This is a genomic window from Oceanimonas marisflavi (assembly GCF_003049725.1).
In the GTDB taxonomy this organism is placed as follows: Bacteria; Pseudomonadota; Gammaproteobacteria; order Enterobacterales; family Aeromonadaceae; genus Oceanimonas; species Oceanimonas marisflavi.
This window is the reverse complement of the sequence record NZ_QAGM01000005.1, coordinates 1-13,703: the sequence shown is the minus strand read 5'-3', so window position 1 is coordinate 13,703 and position 13,703 is coordinate 1. Positions and strand designations below refer to the sequence as shown.

Sequence of the window (13,703 nt, the reverse complement as noted above, 5' to 3'; positions counted from 1 at the left end):
GCTTACATCCGCTCCAGGGTGTCGATACCGAGCAGGGACAGACCCTGCTGCAGCACTCTGGCGGTGGCGGCACACAGACGCAGGCGGCTGGCCCGGGCCTCGGCTGGCACGCCGTCCTTGTTGATGGGGCAGGCTTCGTAGAAGCTCATAAAGGCGCCGGACAGTTCATACAGATACAGACACAGCAGGTGCGGCATGCCCTTGTCGGCCACGGATTTGACGGTATCGTTGAACTGCACCAGCTTCTGGGCCAGGGCTTCTTCCGCCGGGGCTTCAATCACCACCTTGCCGGTCAGGGCATCGGCGCTGACGCCGGCCTTGCGGAAAATGGACTGCACCCGGGTGTAGGCATACTGCAGGTAGGGGGCGGTGTTGCCCTCAAACGACAGCATGTTGTCCCAGTCGAAGATGTAGTCGGTGGTACGGCTTTTGGACAGATCGGCGTATTTCACTGCGGCCATGGCCACCCGCTTTGCGACCTGGGCCTTTTCTTCGGCGCTGAGATCGGTCTTTTTCTGCTCCAGCAGGGCGGTGGCGCGTTCTTCCGCCTCATCCAGCAGATCCACCAGCTTGATGGTGCCGCCGGAGCGGGTCTTGAACGGACGGCCATCCTTGCCCAGCATCATGCCAAAGGCGTGGTGCTCCAGGCTCATGGTGTCGGGGATATAGCCGGCCTTGCGCACTATGGTCCAGGCCTGCATCAGGTGCTGGTGCTGGCGGGAGTCGATAAAGTACAGGGCCCGGTCGGCACCCAGCTGCTCGTAGCGGTATTTGGCGCAGGCGATGTCGGTGGTGGTGTAAAGGAAGCCGCCGTCCTTCTTGCGCACGATCACGCCCATGGGGTCGCCGTCTTTATTCTTGTATTCGTCGAGGTACACCACCAGGGCGCCCTCGTCTTCCACCGCCAGACCCTTTTGCTGCAGATCGGCGACAATGTCGTTGAGCATGGGGTTATACATGCTCTCGCCCATCACATTGTCCGGCGTCAGGGAAACGCCCAGACGGTCATAAACGGCCTGATTGTGCTGCAGGGTGATGTCCACCAGCTTCTGCCACATGTTCAGGCAGTAGGCGTCACCGCCCTGCAGTTTCACCACATAGTTGCGGGCGCGCTCGGCAAAGTCGGGGTCGGCGTCGTACTGCTGCTTGGACTCCCGGTAGAACTGCTCCAGATCCGACAGGCCGGAAGACAGCACGTCCGGATTTTCCTGTTCCAGCTTTTCCAGATAGGCAATCAGCATGCCGAACTGGGTGCCCCAGTCACCGATATGGTTGGCGCGGATCACCTTGTGACCGAGGAATTCCAGAGTGCGCACCACGGCGTCGCCGATAATGGTGGAGCGCAGATGGCCCACGTGCATTTCCTTGGCCACGTTGGGGGCGGAATAGTCCACCACCACGGTTTGTGGATGCTCGGTGGCAGGCACGTTGGCGCGCTCGTCGGCGACCATGGCATCGACCTGGCGGGCCAGCCAGCCACTGTCGAGAAAGAAGTTGATAAAGCCGGGGCCGGCCAGCTCGGTTTTGGCCACCAGCTCGGAATCGGGCAGGTTGTCCACCAGCAGCTGAGCCAGGGTGCGGGGGTTCTGTTTGGCCGGCTTGGCCAGCAACAGCGCCAGATTGGTGGCCAGATCGCCGTGAGCCTTGTCTTTGGTGCGGTCTACCTGGATGCGGGGCTCCAGCTCGGCAGGCAGCTTGCCCTGTTGTTTGAGAGTAGAGACCGTCTGCTCAAGCAGCGCTTGAATATGTTCTTTCATTATCAGTTCACCAAAGTTTGAGACAAGGTCGAGCAAAACCCGAGGGGGCGTAAATTCTACTCATAACGGGCGTCAAAAACTACCGTTCAGGGCAGTCACCGAACTTGTCTGAAAGCCGGACAGCTTGTGGCGGGTCATTCTGGTATACCGCTGCAGCATGCACCATGTCCGTCGAAAGGCTGGCATGTGGCAAAACAGGTGTTTCCCGTTCATGCTGATAGAAAGCGCATAAGGAGCAGCCCATGAAACTGGCACTGTTACCGCTGACTCTTCATTTGCTGCCGGAAGGCAGAGTGCCGCTGCGCATTTTTGAACCCAAATATGTACGCATGGTGGCCGAGGCCGGCAAGGACGATCGTGGCTTTGGCATCGGCATGCTGGAAGATCCCGACGACAGTGGCAAGGGCGATCTCTATATGCTGGGGGCACGAGTAAAAATTGTCGACTTCTATACTCTGGAAGACGGCCTGCTCGGCATTACCGTGGAAGCGACCGAGCGCTTTCGCATTCGCGAGCTGGCTCAGGAGGCAGATGGCCTGTTGCAGGCCGAGGTGGACTTGCTTGATAACTGGCGATCCTGCTCATTGTCGCCGGTAGAACAAATTCTCTCCGACAAGCTGCAGGAGGTGTTTACCGAATATCCCGAGCTGGCGGAGCTGCATCCCGAGCCGCGCTGGCAGGACGCCGCCTGGGTGACCCAGCGCTGGCTGGAGGTGTTGCCCATCAAGAACGATTACACCCAGCTGCTGATGAGCGAGCCCAGCTGCCGTCGCGCCCTGACCTTTCTGTTATCCATGATCCGGCCCGACGATGCTCACCCGGGTCAGCAGCACTGATTCCAGCCTCACCGCAACTTTCTGAAGTGACAATGGGGATTGCCGTAGCCGACCGTCATATGGCATGGACGCCATGTGCCGAGCGACACACGGATGTGCTTGAAGCGTGTCGGCGGAGTGTAACCGCATTGTTGCTTCCTGCAGGTCACCACAACTCCTGCGGATCCACATCCAGCGACCATCTGACCCTGCGCGCCGCCGGCAGCGTGTCGGCAATGGCCAGCGCCCGCCGGCAGGCGCTGGCCAGCTCCCGCCGGCTGCCGGCCTGCAGCAGCATCTGGTAGCGGTACTGCCCGGCCTTGCGTTCCATGCGGGCACTGAACGGGCCCAGACAGAGTACGGCGGCGGGCAGGGCAGGGGCCAGTTGTTGCGCCAGTAGCTCCAGAAACGCCCGGCAGGCGTCGGCCTGCGTGGCCTGACAGCGAAACAGCGCCTGATGGCTGTAGGGCGGCAGCCCGGCCTGACGGCGCTCCTGCAGGGCGGTATGGGCAAAATGGCGATAGCCCTGATTGGCCAGATCCTGCAGCAGGGCGTGGTCCGGATGGTGGGTCTGCAGCACCACCCGGCCCGGCTTGCTGGCCCGTCCGGCCCGGCCGGCCACCTGAATATAAAGCTGGGCCAGGCGCTCGGCGGCGCGAAAATCCCCGGCAAACAGGGCGCCGTCCACGTCCAGCATGGCCACCAGGGTCACGTCGGGAAAATGGTGACCCTTGGCCAGCATCTGGGTGCCGATCAATATCTGGTATTTGCCGGCACGAATGCCTTCCAGGTGCTGCTCAAAACTGCCCTTGCGCCGGGTATTGTCCCGGTCGATGCGAATGGTGCTGTACTGGGGAAACAGCATGGCCAGGGCCTGCTCCACCTGCTCGGTACCCAGGCCGGTGCCCACCAGCTGCTGGCTGCCGCACTGGGGGCAATGGGGTGGCCGGGCGCGCTGATGATCACAGTGATGACAGTGCAGCCGGTTGCCGCTCTTGTGCCAGGTGTAGTGGGCATCGCAGCGCTCGCAGTCCGCCAGCCAGCCACAGTCGTGACACAACAGCACGGGGGCATAGCCCCGGCGGTTGAGAAACAGCATCACCTGATTGCCTTTTTTCAGCTCCTCACTCATCAGCTGCTGCAGCTGGGGTGACAACCCGGCTTCCAGCTGAACGTGGCGGCTGTCCAGCAGCAGGTGCTCGGCCACAGTCGCGCTGCCGGGGCGCTGGCTCAGGGTGAGCAGCCGGTATTTGCCGGTGGCGGCGTTGTGCAGGCTTTCAAAACTGGGGGTGGCCGAGCCCAGCACGATGGGAATGTTCAGCATCCGGGCCCGCAGCAGGGCCAGATCCCGGGCATGGTAGCGAAAACCGTCCTGCTGCTTGAACGAGCTGTCGTGCTCCTCGTCGATAATAATCAGTCCCAGCCGGGCAAAGGGCGTCAGCAGGGCGGAGCGGGTGCCAATCACAATGGCGGCGCTGCCGTCCTTGCAGGCCAGCCAGGCGTCGAGCCGTTCCCGCTCGTTCATGGCGGAGTGCAGGGTGCACACCGGCAGCGGAAAGCGGCGCTGAAAGCGGGCGATGGTCTGGGGGGTGAGGCCGATTTCCGGCACCATCACCAGCACCTGTTTGCCCGCCTTCAGCACCGGCTCCATGGCCTGCAAATAGACCTCGGTCTTGCCCGAGCCGGTAATGCCTTCCAGCAGAAAGGGACTGAAACTGTCTGCCTGCTGTAACAGGCTCACTGCCAGCGCCTGCTCCGTGGTCAGCCGGGGTTTGCCGTCTTCATCTATGTGTATGTCTTCGCGCCAGTCGGTGCGGGCGGGCAGGGTTTCCCGTTTTTCCGCCAGCCCCTTTTTGGCCAGGGCGTTGAGAATGGCTGAGGTCACCCCCCGGGCCGCCAGTTCGCCCGGGGTCATGGGGGCCTGTTGCAGCAGCGTATGGGCCTGGCGTTGTTTGACCGCCCGGCTCAGGGTGCCGGTGTCGCCCTCCAGCGCGTGCCAGCTTTCTAGGGGTTTATAGCCGGCGTCCTCACCCTTGCGCAGCAGGGTGGGCAGGGCCTGGAAATACACCTCGCCCGGCGGGTGCAGATAATATTGCGCCGCCCAGGCCAGCAGTCGTCGCTCGGCTTCGCCCAGTACCGGTGTGGTATCGATAATGGCAGTCACGGGTTTGATGCGGGCGAGGTCCACCTCGGTTTGCTCGGGGTGGGAAACCACCAGTCCCACCAGGGCCCGGTTGCCGAACGGGACGCTCACCCGACAGCCGGGGGCAGGCAGGGGCGGCGGGCACAGATAATCGAACTCCCGGCGCAGCGGAACGGGCAGCACCACCCGCAGCAAGCCCTGTTGCTCGAGTGTGGTTGTTGCTGGTTTTTTCATCCGCATTTTCCTTGCCTGAAAAAAGGCGATCCTATATTATTCGCACCCTTCACAAAACGTGTAACTCTCGTGTGGTGTCTGGCTCAGGATCAGATAGCGACACGGCCTACTGACAGAGGTTGTCCATGAAACAAGGTATCCACCCGGAATACAAAGAAATTGTTGCCAAATGTTCTTGCGGTAACGAGATCAAGACCCGCTCCACCCTGGGCCACGATCTGAACCTGGACGTTTGCTCTTCTTGCCACCCCTTCTTTACCGGCAAGCAGAAGATTCTTGACACCGGCGGCCGTGTTGATCGCTTCAACAAGCGTTTCGGCATGCTGGGCAGCAAAAAATAAGCTGCTGCTCCGGTCTCAAAAAAGCGCCTGCGGGCGCTTTTTTGTTGCCTGTTATTTGCCCCCGCCCGCTTTCTTTACCATGGTTAACAGGCTCGCCTGACGCCGGTACGCCATCATGTTTGTGCATATCCTGTTTTTTCTTTTCATTCTGTCGTCTTTTGAAGCCATCGCTTCCTGCCCGCAATTCCATCAGTATGAAACCGTAAATGTTAAAAAAGTAATAGACGGAGATACCGTACTTCTTATGGACGGCAGAAGTATTCGCTTTGTGGGCGTGGATACACCGGAACTATACAAAAAGGGTCGTCTGGCTCCCGAGCCGGGTGCAAGCGCTGCCCGGCGCTGGCTGCGCAATAAAATACCAGATAAGAGTCAAATGAAACTGGTTTTTGCAGCGGAAAGGCGTGATGATTATGGACGCCTTTTGGCTCATCCATTGACCGATGGCGGGCAGTTGCTGGTAAAAAATATGCTGGCGGCGGGCCTGGGTGAGTTATTGCTGATCCCGCCCAATCACGGTTACTGGCCCTGTTTGCTGCTGGCCGAGCAGGCTGCCCGCCAGCAGCGACTGGGCATCTGGTCGCAAGGTGTGCCGGCAACGCCGAAGCGCACCGGCTGGCAACGTTTGCTGATCAGGGTGAACGACGTGCGTGTTTATCGCGGGGGCGTGGTGCTGCTGGCCGAGGGTGGCCTCAGGGTTCGTGCCGGCAAGCGGCTTGCTGCTGCTTCACGGCGTGAGCTGGGGCGCCTGCAGGCCGGTGACTGGCTGTTTGTGCGTGGTTATGTCCGTAAAACGGCCGGCGAATGGCTGCTCTGGATTAACCATCCCTGGCAGTTTTACCGTGAAAAATAACTGGATCAGATCTGGGCAAGGTGAAAAAAGTTGATTAGTATCACATTGTATAAACATTGTGATAAACTTGTTCACAGCGTAATCGAATAACTGTCTACAATCGCATCAGGGTACTCGCAAAATGACCGACTTCCGTCAAAAAGCGCTCGACTATCATGCTTTCCCCAAGCCGGGCAAAATCTCCGTTGAAATCAGCAAGCCGGCAGAAACCGCCAAGGATCTGTCCCTGGCCTACAGCCCGGGTGTAGCCGAGCCGGTGCGCGAAATTGCCGCCGATCCGGAAAACGCCTACAAGTACACCGCCAAAGGCAACCTGGTTGCGGTTATCTCCAACGGCACCGCCATTCTGGGTCTGGGTAACCTGGGTCCGCTGGCGTCCAAGCCGGTAATGGAAGGCAAGGCGCTGCTGTTCAAGCGTTTCGCCGGCCTCGACTCCGTGGATATCGAAGTCAAGCACCGCACCACCGAAGAATTCATTCAGACCGTTGAGTCCATCGCCGACACTTTTGGCGGTATCAACCTGGAAGACATCAAGGCTCCCGAGTGCTTTGAAATTGAACGTGAGCTGATCGAACGCTGCAACGTGCCTGTATTCCACGATGACCAGCACGGCACCGCCATTGTAACTGCCGCGGGTCTTATCAACGCACTGGAAGTTCAGGGCAAGGACATCGCCGACGCGCACATCGTATGTATGGGTGCCGGCGCCGCCGCCGTTGCCTGTATGGAGCTGCTGATCAAGTGTGGCGCCCAGCGTGAAAACATCTACATGCTGGACCGTAACGGCGTTATCCATACCCGTCGTGACGATCTGAACGAGTACAAGGCACTGTTTGCCAACAACACCGACAAGCGTACTCTGGAAGACGTGATCACCGACGCCGACGTATTTGTGGGCGTATCCGGCCCGGACGTACTGCCGGCCGAAGCCATCAAGCTGATGGCGCCGAACCCGGTTATCTTCGCCTGCTCCAACCCGGATCCGGAAATCAAGCCCGAACTGGCTCACGCCACTCGTCAGGATCTGGTGATGGGTACCGGTCGCTCCGACTACCCCAACCAGGTGAACAACGTACTGTGCTTCCCCTTCATCTTCCGCGGTGCTCTGGACGTGCGTGCCACCCGCATCAACGATGAAATGAAAGTGGCTGCCGTTGACGCCATTCGCTCTCTGGCCAAGGAGCCGGTGCCGCAGGAAGTATTGACCGCATCCGGTTACGACGCTCTGGAATTCGGCAAGGACTACGTAATTCCGAAGCCGATGGACCCGCGTCTGCTGCCCCGCGTAGCCCGTGCCGTGGCCGTGGCTGCCGTGGAATCCGGTGTCGCCCGCATCGAGCTGCCGGAAAACTACATGCTGCAGGACTGAGTTTCAGCCCATGCATGAAAAAGGGGAGCCTCGGCTCCCCTTTTTGTTGTTCGAATGTGAGGTGTGAAGCGTGAGGGGTAAGGTGAGCCTCTTCATCTTCACCCCTTACTCCTCACTCCTCACCTGTGGCGGGTCAGGTAGACCCCTGCTTCCATATGGTGGGTATAGGGAAACTGATCAAACAGCGCAAAGCGGCTGATCTGGTGAGTCTGGCTCAGGGTCTCCAGATTCTGGCGCAGGGTGTCCGGGTTGCAGGAGATATACACGATATTGTCGTAGTCCTGCACCAGCTTCACCGTATCTTCGTCCAGCCCGGCCCGGGGCGGATCCACCAGTATGGTGTTGCAGTCGTAGCTCTTGAGATCCACACCCTGCAGCCGGCGAAACTCGCGCACGCCCCGCATGGCCTGAGTGAACTCTTCCGCCGACATGCGCAGTATGGTGACGTTGTCGATGGCATTGGCGGCAATATTGTACTGGGCCGACTTCACCGATGAGCTGGATATTTCCGTGGCCAGAACCCGGCGAAAGTTTCGCGCCAGGGCCAGGGAGAAGTTGCCGTTGCCACAATAGAGCTCCAGCAGATCGCCGCTGGCATTCTGAGTCACGTCCAGGGCCCAGCTCAGCATTTTTTCATTCATGCGGCCATTGGGCTGGGTAAAGCTGTTTTCCACCTGCTGATAAATCAGCTCGTTGCCGGCTACATTCAGCCGCTCCACCACATAGTCGCAGTCGTGCACCAGCTTCTGCTTTTTGGCCCGGCCGATAATGTGGGCGTTGATGCCTTTTTCCTGCAGCCAGGCGCGCAGGCTCTGTACCTCCGCCTGCCAGTCTTCCCCCAGCTGACGATGATAGAGCAGGCTGATCACCAGCTCGTTGCTCAGCGATGACAGAAAGTCCACCTGAAACAGCTTGCGACGCAGCACCGGGTTGGGACGCAGAGCTTCCAGCAGCAACGGCATGGCGGTGTTGATGAGCTTTGAGGCGACGGGAAACTGCTCCACCCGGTATTTTTCCCGGGTGGTCTGATCAAACATGATGTAGTAGAGGTCGTCGCCCTCGTGCCATACCCGGAACTCGGCCCGCATGCGGTAGTGCTCGGGCTCGGAGGCGAATACTTCCAGTTTGGGCGGGGTAAAGGGAGCAAAGGTCTGCTCCAGCCGGGCGGCCTTTTCGTCCAGTTGGGTCTGGTAGCTGTGCGGGGTGACCTGGGTGCTCATGACGTGCCTCACTTTAAAACGGAGCGCAAATTCTACGGGTTGTAGTGAATTTGTCCAGTTGGCCAGAGGGTGCTGGTGACGATGGCGGCTTTTTGCCAGACTGCGAGCTTGTGAATCCAACATCAGGAGCCAGGCCATGCGGCGACCCAGGCCGGACGATTTGCGGGAGTGGTGTTACCCCTTCATTTATGAAACCCGCCTCACCTGCGATTATGAAATTCTTACCGACGAACTCTGTTGCCATATTGGCGTGGTGCTGGCGGCACTGCCCGAGGGGTGCGACGACATACGCGCCGATCTGGAACAACTGCAACCGCTGATTTACAACCTGAACGGCTCGGTGCGGGGCAAGAACGGCATTTTTGAGCAGGATATCGAGTGGCTGAAAGCACGTTACAGCCATTATCAGCAGCAAACCGAAGGCAGGGTCACGGGGTTTGTTTTGCCGCGCGGGCCGGCGCCGGTGCCGCAGCTGCACCTGTGCCGCTGTACCGGCAAGAAAATCGTGCGCATGCTGGTGCGGCTGGAGGAAGAGGGCAGGCGTTTCGATGAAACCCTGCCCCGCTTTGCCAATGTGCTGGCCAACTTCTTCTTTGTGCTCACCGTGACCATCAAGGCCCGGTTAAACGAGGAAGAAGTGCCTTACATCAGCATTAATTACTGAGCCTTGGCCGGTTGCCGGTAGGGGTTTTCCGGCAGCTGATCGGCCCGCAGCGGAGGCCGGCGTGCACCTTCCTTGGGGCCGTAGGCAGAGCTCAGATAGTCGAGAATGGTCTTCTCGGTCTGGGCATCAAAAGGCCATAATCCCTGTTTGTCCTGCATCCAGCGGATCAGCGACAGCCAGTGCTCCCGGCTGCCACTGTTCTGGGTGACCAGTCTGGATGAATGACAGGCGGTGCAGTTGTTGCGTACCGTCTCCCAGCCGGGGGCAATAATAAAGCCGGTTTGCGGATCCAGCTCGGCAGCCGAGGCGGGCGCGGCCGTCAGGCCCAGCAGCAATGCCAGTGCAGCAGTGCGTATCATGCTCACCTCCTAGACGATTTGTACCGCAATGCGATGGCAGGCGTTATTGAGATAGCCCTTGGGATTCCAGCCCGGCACCACCATGGGCTGGGCCTTGCCTTCGCTGTCTACTGCCTTGGCCCAGACTTCGTAGTAGCCCTTCTCGGGAAAGGTCAGCTCGCTTTGCCAGTGCTGCCAGGCCAGCCGGTTGGCAGGTTTGCGCAGCTCGGCCTTGTGCCAGGTGGCACCAAAGTCGATGGACAGGTGCAGCTCGCTCACTTCCAGATCGCCGGCCCAGGCATGGCCGCGTACCTGCAACGGCTGACCCAGCTGGTGGCTGATGCCGGTTTTGGGGAAGGTGATCAGTGACTTGACCGGCATGGACTCGATAATTTCCATGTCTTCGTTCGGTACCTGGGTGCCCGGGGCGACCGGATATTTGGGCACGCTGTAGGAGGGGGCCGCCATCTTGTTGCCGTCGTGCACTCGATTGCGAATGACGATCTTTTTCAGCCACTTGCCCGAGGTGGAAGCGGGCCAGCCGCCGCACACCAGCCGCAGCGGGTGGCCGTTCAGCACCGGAATGTCTTCATCGTTCATGGCCCAGGCGATCAGGGTTTCGTCTTCCAGCGCCTTGGACATGGGCACCCCGCGGGAAATGGATTCCTTGCTGGGGTCGCCGCTGGGGTGAAGGTCGCCGCCGTAATAGCCAATGTAAACCGCGTCTTTCTTGATGCCGCAGGCTTCCAGCACGTCCCGCAGGCGTACGCCGGTAAATTTGGGGCTGGCCACGGCGCCGGTGGTCCACTGGTTGCCGCTGGCTGCCGGCACGTATTCGCTGCGGCCGTTGCCGCCACATTCCACTGTCAGCTGGTAGCTGTGATGCTTGAAGCGGGACTTGAGCTCGGCAATGGTAAAGGTGGTGGGGTTCTCGCAGGACTCGCCGGCGATCTCCAGGGTCCACTTCTCCGGATCCAGACTGTCGATATTGGGCACCAGGCCGTTGTTGCGCACAAACATATGCTTGGCCGGGGTGATTTCGTCGTCCAGCAGGTGGGGCGGAGTTTCGGCGTTGATGGGCCTGTCGTTGAGAATGGTCAGGCCTTCCTTGCCCGGCAGGGAAAAAGGCTCGTCGGACTGAGCGAAGGCTGCCGGGATCAGGCCGGCGGGCATGTTTTTGGCAAAGGGAATACTGGCCCCCAGCGCCGTGGCCATGGCCAGCAGGCCACTGCGCTTCAAAAAGCCGCGACGGCTGCCGGCATCGGTTTCCCGGCCCCAGACCAGTTCGTCGGCCTTGATGGGATCTTCCCGGTAAATTTCATGCAGCCCGCGCTGCTGTGGTTTCTGCTCGTTATTGGAATCGCTGGCCATGGTGTTCTCTCCTTGTGACGTGTGGCAATGCCTATGACCCGAACGGGTAGGCTATCAAATGCGGCAAGGTTAAATATATGTGATGCTTGTGTAATTGAGATGGCGCTCATGTTTTACAACTGATTATCCAGTGCGTTTATTCTCATAAATCATGCATATACACCCGGTTAACCTTTTCCTATAATGCCCGCGCTTTGGTGCCGACAGGCGTAAACGGGAATCCGGTGCAAATCCGGAGCTGGCGCGCAGCGGTGAGAAGGAACGAAAGCGACACGGAAAATTCCAGGCACTGCCGCAGGGCGGGAAGCCGTCGCCGTAGGTGGGCAACCACAGCCCGAGCCATCAAGCCCGAAAACCTGCCAAAGAGAGAGTCACAAGGCCCGTGGGCCTCACTACGCGTACTAGGGAAGAACATGTCCAGAAAGTTGTTGGCAGCTACTCTGCTGCCATGGGCCGCCTTTGCCCAGAATTCATCCGAACCTACCAGCATCACCATCTACAACCGGGTAGAGCAGCCGCTCACCAGCGCCCTGGCCCCGGTGGAAGTGATCACCAAGGCCGAAATCGAACGCCGCCAGCCCCGCTCTCTTGTGGATCTCCTTGAAACCCTGCCGGGTATGCAGTTTGGTACTCAAAGTGGTGGTATTGGCCAGAGCTCCAGCCTGTTTGTGCGTGGCACCGAGTCCGACCATGTTCTGGTATTGCTTAATGGCCGCCCCATGGCACAGTTGGTGAATACTAACGTTGACTTCAGTCAGTTACCGGTCAGCAATGTTCAGCGCATTGAATATATTCGTGGCCCCCGTGCCGCCATCTATGGCTCCCGTGCCATTGGCGGTGTGGTCAATATCATCACCACTTCCAAGGTAAATGATACTAGTGTGGGCGTTACTGCCGGCAGTAATGACTACTATGCCGCCGATGTATCCGTTAACCAGTGGGTGACCGATGCCACTCGTCTGCAGCTGGCGACCGGCTACCGGGAAACTAGAGGTTACGACGTTATTCCTGATAATAACGAGCCGGATCGGGATGGCTTCGACAGCAAGAATCTGACTCTGGGTGTTGAGCATCAACTTAACCAGAATTGGACAATAGATGCTAATTATAGTGGCTGGAAAAATAATACTGATTTCGATGATGATGGCAGTGGCTTCGCAGATACTGGAAATACTCAATACTTCCAAGTGGATGCAGGCCTGAGCTTTGAGGGAAGTGAAATAAATAGTGAGTTAAATGCCAGTTATAGCGAGTTTGAAGATGAAAGTTGGATTAAAGGGAAGCGTGCTAGTACTTTTTCAGAAGCTAGTTCTGCTATAACTCGTTTAGATGGTTTGATACAGCATCATTACTCAGCCCAAGGTTATGCTCTGGTCGGAATAGATTGGCAACGGGATCGATTGCTATCTGGCTTTGTAGCCCCGGACCGTGATAATACCGGTGTGTTTATTTCAGCTTTTCACTCATGGAACTCGTTATCTATCGAGCTGACAGGTCGCGTTGATGATAACGAACAGTTTGGCACCCATGGTACCTGGCAGAGTGCTTTGTCACTTGATCTGCCTGAGAAGCACAAAGCGACTTTAAGTTATGGTACTGCTTTTAGAGCACCGAGTTTTAGCGACCTCTATTATCCCAACTACTCAAACCCTGATTTGCAGCCAGAGGAGTCTCAAAATTGGGAGTTAGATTTCACCGGTGATTATGATTTGTTAGATTGGAGGTTGAGCGTCTATAGAAATGAAATAGATAGCATGATCAGTAAATTAGAAAACTCTACAGAAAATGTTGATGTTCTCATCAGAGGAGTAGAGTTCGTTGTTAAGGCTGATACGGGACCCGTACATCATACAGTCAATTATGAGTATAACAATGCGAAAAATATAGCCACGGTGAAACAATTGGATCGTCGCGCAAAGCGTAAATTCAGCTGGATCGGTGATATCGATGTAGCCAGAGCTAACTTATTTGCACAAGTATTATATGTTGGTGAACGGAATGATGGTTTTTATCAGGTGGTAAATGGCGACTATGTCAAAATGCCAGTGGTTATGCCTTCCTACACTATCTGGAATATCGGTGCCCGCTATCCGCTTACCAGCAACCTGACTCTGAACGGCAAGATCAATAACCTGTTCGACAAGGACTACCAGGTAGCCTACAGCTACGATGCTCCCGATATGGAGTTCTACGTCGGGGCCGACTACCGCTTCTGAGTGAGTGATACTTCTTCGCTCTATGCATTTGGCAGAGCATGAAGAAGGACAAGGTGTTCCCAAAGCCAACCGTCGATGGCAAGGATGCCATCGTCGAGCATACATGGGCGAGTTTGCTCGCTAGTACCGAGTTTGTTGCCTGACCGAACTTCCTGTGAAAGTTCGCAGCAGGCGACAAGCGAAGGTGGCACGTAATGCTGCGTGTTGGTGTGGGATACCTTGTCCTGATTGATGCAAGCCGGCCTTCGCGCCGGCTTTTTTGTTTGCCCAGCGAAGCTGGCAAACCCGTCAGGTTGAAAGAAACCTGAATCACCCTGACTGAGGGGAAGATAATCCGAATGGCAAGGGCGCTGTTGGCCAACGGCAGGGCCTGAAGGAAGCC

General features: G+C 57.9%; 12 protein-coding genes and 1 riboswitch. Of the genes, 6 read left to right on the top strand and 6 right to left on the bottom strand.

Annotated features, from left to right (window positions below; translation table 11 throughout):
* Positions 1–2: 2 nt before the first annotated feature.
* Positions 3–1,757, bottom strand: a complete 1,755-nt coding sequence (argS, locus tag DA373_RS04510; protein ID WP_107851154.1) for an arginine--tRNA ligase — start codon at positions 1,755–1,757, stop codon at positions 3–5.
* Positions 1,758–1,999: 242 nt separating this feature from the next.
* On the opposite strand from argS, the gene DA373_RS04505 reads away from it, so the two are divergent.
* Complete coding sequence (locus tag DA373_RS04505) at positions 2,000–2,593, top strand: LON peptidase substrate-binding domain-containing protein (protein ID WP_107851153.1); 594 nt, start codon at positions 2,000–2,002, stop codon at positions 2,591–2,593.
* Positions 2,594–2,738: 145 nt separating this feature from the next.
* Here DA373_RS04505 and priA read toward each other — a convergent pair whose 3' ends face one another.
* Positions 2,739–4,949, bottom strand: coding sequence for a primosomal protein N' (gene priA / locus DA373_RS04500; protein ID WP_107851152.1), 2,211 nt, complete (start codon positions 4,947–4,949; stop codon positions 2,739–2,741).
* Between the two features lie 125 nt (positions 4,950–5,074).
* Here priA and rpmE point away from each other — a divergent pair, with 125 nt between their 5' ends.
* The 3 genes from rpmE (at position 5,075) to DA373_RS04485 (ending at position 7,512) form a co-directional block, all read left to right on the top strand.
* Positions 5,075–5,290, top strand: coding sequence for a 50S ribosomal protein L31 (gene rpmE, locus DA373_RS04495; RefSeq protein ID WP_107851151.1), 216 nt, complete (start codon positions 5,075–5,077; stop codon positions 5,288–5,290).
* A 115-nt stretch (positions 5,291–5,405) separates the two neighbouring features.
* On the top strand, positions 5,406–6,143 hold the full coding sequence (locus tag DA373_RS04490; protein WP_107851150.1) for a thermonuclease family protein: 738 nt from the start codon (positions 5,406–5,408) through the stop codon (positions 6,141–6,143).
* Positions 6,144–6,264: 121 nt separating this feature from the next.
* Positions 6,265–7,512 carry a malic enzyme-like NAD(P)-binding protein gene (locus DA373_RS04485; protein WP_107851149.1) on the top strand — a complete coding sequence of 416 codons (1,248 nt, stop codon included), beginning with the start codon at positions 6,265–6,267 and terminating at the stop codon, positions 7,510–7,512.
* 119 nt (positions 7,513–7,631) lie between these two features.
* Here DA373_RS04485 and trmA read toward each other — a convergent pair whose 3' ends face one another.
* Complete coding sequence (gene trmA / locus DA373_RS04480; protein ID WP_107851148.1) at positions 7,632–8,732, bottom strand: tRNA (uridine(54)-C5)-methyltransferase TrmA; 1,101 nt, start codon at positions 8,730–8,732, stop codon at positions 7,632–7,634.
* Between the two features lie 136 nt (positions 8,733–8,868).
* On the opposite strand from trmA, the gene DA373_RS04475 reads away from it, so the two are divergent.
* Positions 8,869–9,396, top strand: a complete 528-nt coding sequence (locus tag DA373_RS04475) for an ATP--cob(I)alamin adenosyltransferase (protein WP_107851147.1) — start codon at positions 8,869–8,871, stop codon at positions 9,394–9,396.
* Here the strand turns inward: DA373_RS04475 and DA373_RS04470 are convergent.
* Both DA373_RS04470 and DA373_RS04465 read right to left on the bottom strand, forming a co-directional pair.
* Entirely contained in the window at positions 9,390–9,755 is a 366-nt protein-coding gene (locus DA373_RS04470) for a hypothetical protein (protein WP_107851146.1), read from the bottom strand. The two genes, DA373_RS04475 and DA373_RS04470, sit on opposite strands and share 7 nt — an antisense overlap.
* Positions 9,756–9,764: 9 nt before the next feature.
* Positions 9,765–11,105: a sulfite oxidase gene (locus DA373_RS04465; protein WP_107851145.1), complete on the bottom strand. Its 1,341-nt coding sequence runs from the start codon at positions 11,103–11,105 to the stop codon at positions 9,765–9,767.
* Between the two features lie 178 nt (positions 11,106–11,283).
* A riboswitch (cobalamin riboswitch) is annotated at positions 11,284–11,483 on the top strand.
* 35 nt (positions 11,484–11,518) lie between these two features.
* On the opposite strand from DA373_RS04465, the gene DA373_RS04460 reads away from it, so the two are divergent.
* On the top strand, positions 11,519–13,321 hold the full coding sequence (locus DA373_RS04460) for a TonB-dependent receptor domain-containing protein (RefSeq protein ID WP_107851144.1): 1,803 nt from the start codon (positions 11,519–11,521) through the stop codon (positions 13,319–13,321).
* A 20-nt stretch (positions 13,322–13,341) separates the two neighbouring features.
* Here the strand turns inward: DA373_RS04460 and DA373_RS16420 are convergent.
* Positions 13,342–13,703, bottom strand: a 362-nt coding sequence (locus DA373_RS16420) for a hypothetical protein (RefSeq protein ID WP_232821192.1), incomplete at its 5' end; no start/stop codon positions are given.

Excerpts from the sequence above, each read along its gene's own strand:
- argS (WP_107851154.1), bottom strand. The coding sequence starts at position 1,757 with ATGAAAGAACATATTCAAGCGCTGCTTGAGCAGACGGTCTCTACTCTC.
- DA373_RS04505 (WP_107851153.1), top strand. The coding sequence starts at position 2,000 with ATGAAACTGGCACTGTTACCGCTGACTCTTCATTTGCTGCCGGAAGGC.
- priA (WP_107851152.1), bottom strand. The coding sequence starts at position 4,949 with ATGAAAAAACCAGCAACAACCACACTCGAGCAACAGGGCTTGCTGCGG.
- rpmE (WP_107851151.1), top strand. The coding sequence starts at position 5,075 with ATGAAACAAGGTATCCACCCGGAATACAAAGAAATTGTTGCCAAATGT.
- DA373_RS04490 (WP_107851150.1), top strand. The coding sequence starts at position 5,406 with ATGTTTGTGCATATCCTGTTTTTTCTTTTCATTCTGTCGTCTTTTGAA.
- DA373_RS04485 (WP_107851149.1), top strand. The coding sequence starts at position 6,265 with ATGACCGACTTCCGTCAAAAAGCGCTCGACTATCATGCTTTCCCCAAG.
- trmA (WP_107851148.1), bottom strand. The coding sequence starts at position 8,732 with ATGAGCACCCAGGTCACCCCGCACAGCTACCAGACCCAACTGGACGAA.
- DA373_RS04475 (WP_107851147.1), top strand. The coding sequence starts at position 8,869 with ATGCGGCGACCCAGGCCGGACGATTTGCGGGAGTGGTGTTACCCCTTC.
- DA373_RS04470 (WP_107851146.1), bottom strand. The coding sequence starts at position 9,755 with ATGATACGCACTGCTGCACTGGCATTGCTGCTGGGCCTGACGGCCGCG.
- DA373_RS04465 (WP_107851145.1), bottom strand. The coding sequence starts at position 11,105 with ATGGCCAGCGATTCCAATAACGAGCAGAAACCACAGCAGCGCGGGCTG.
- DA373_RS04460 (WP_107851144.1), top strand. The coding sequence starts at position 11,519 with ATGTCCAGAAAGTTGTTGGCAGCTACTCTGCTGCCATGGGCCGCCTTT.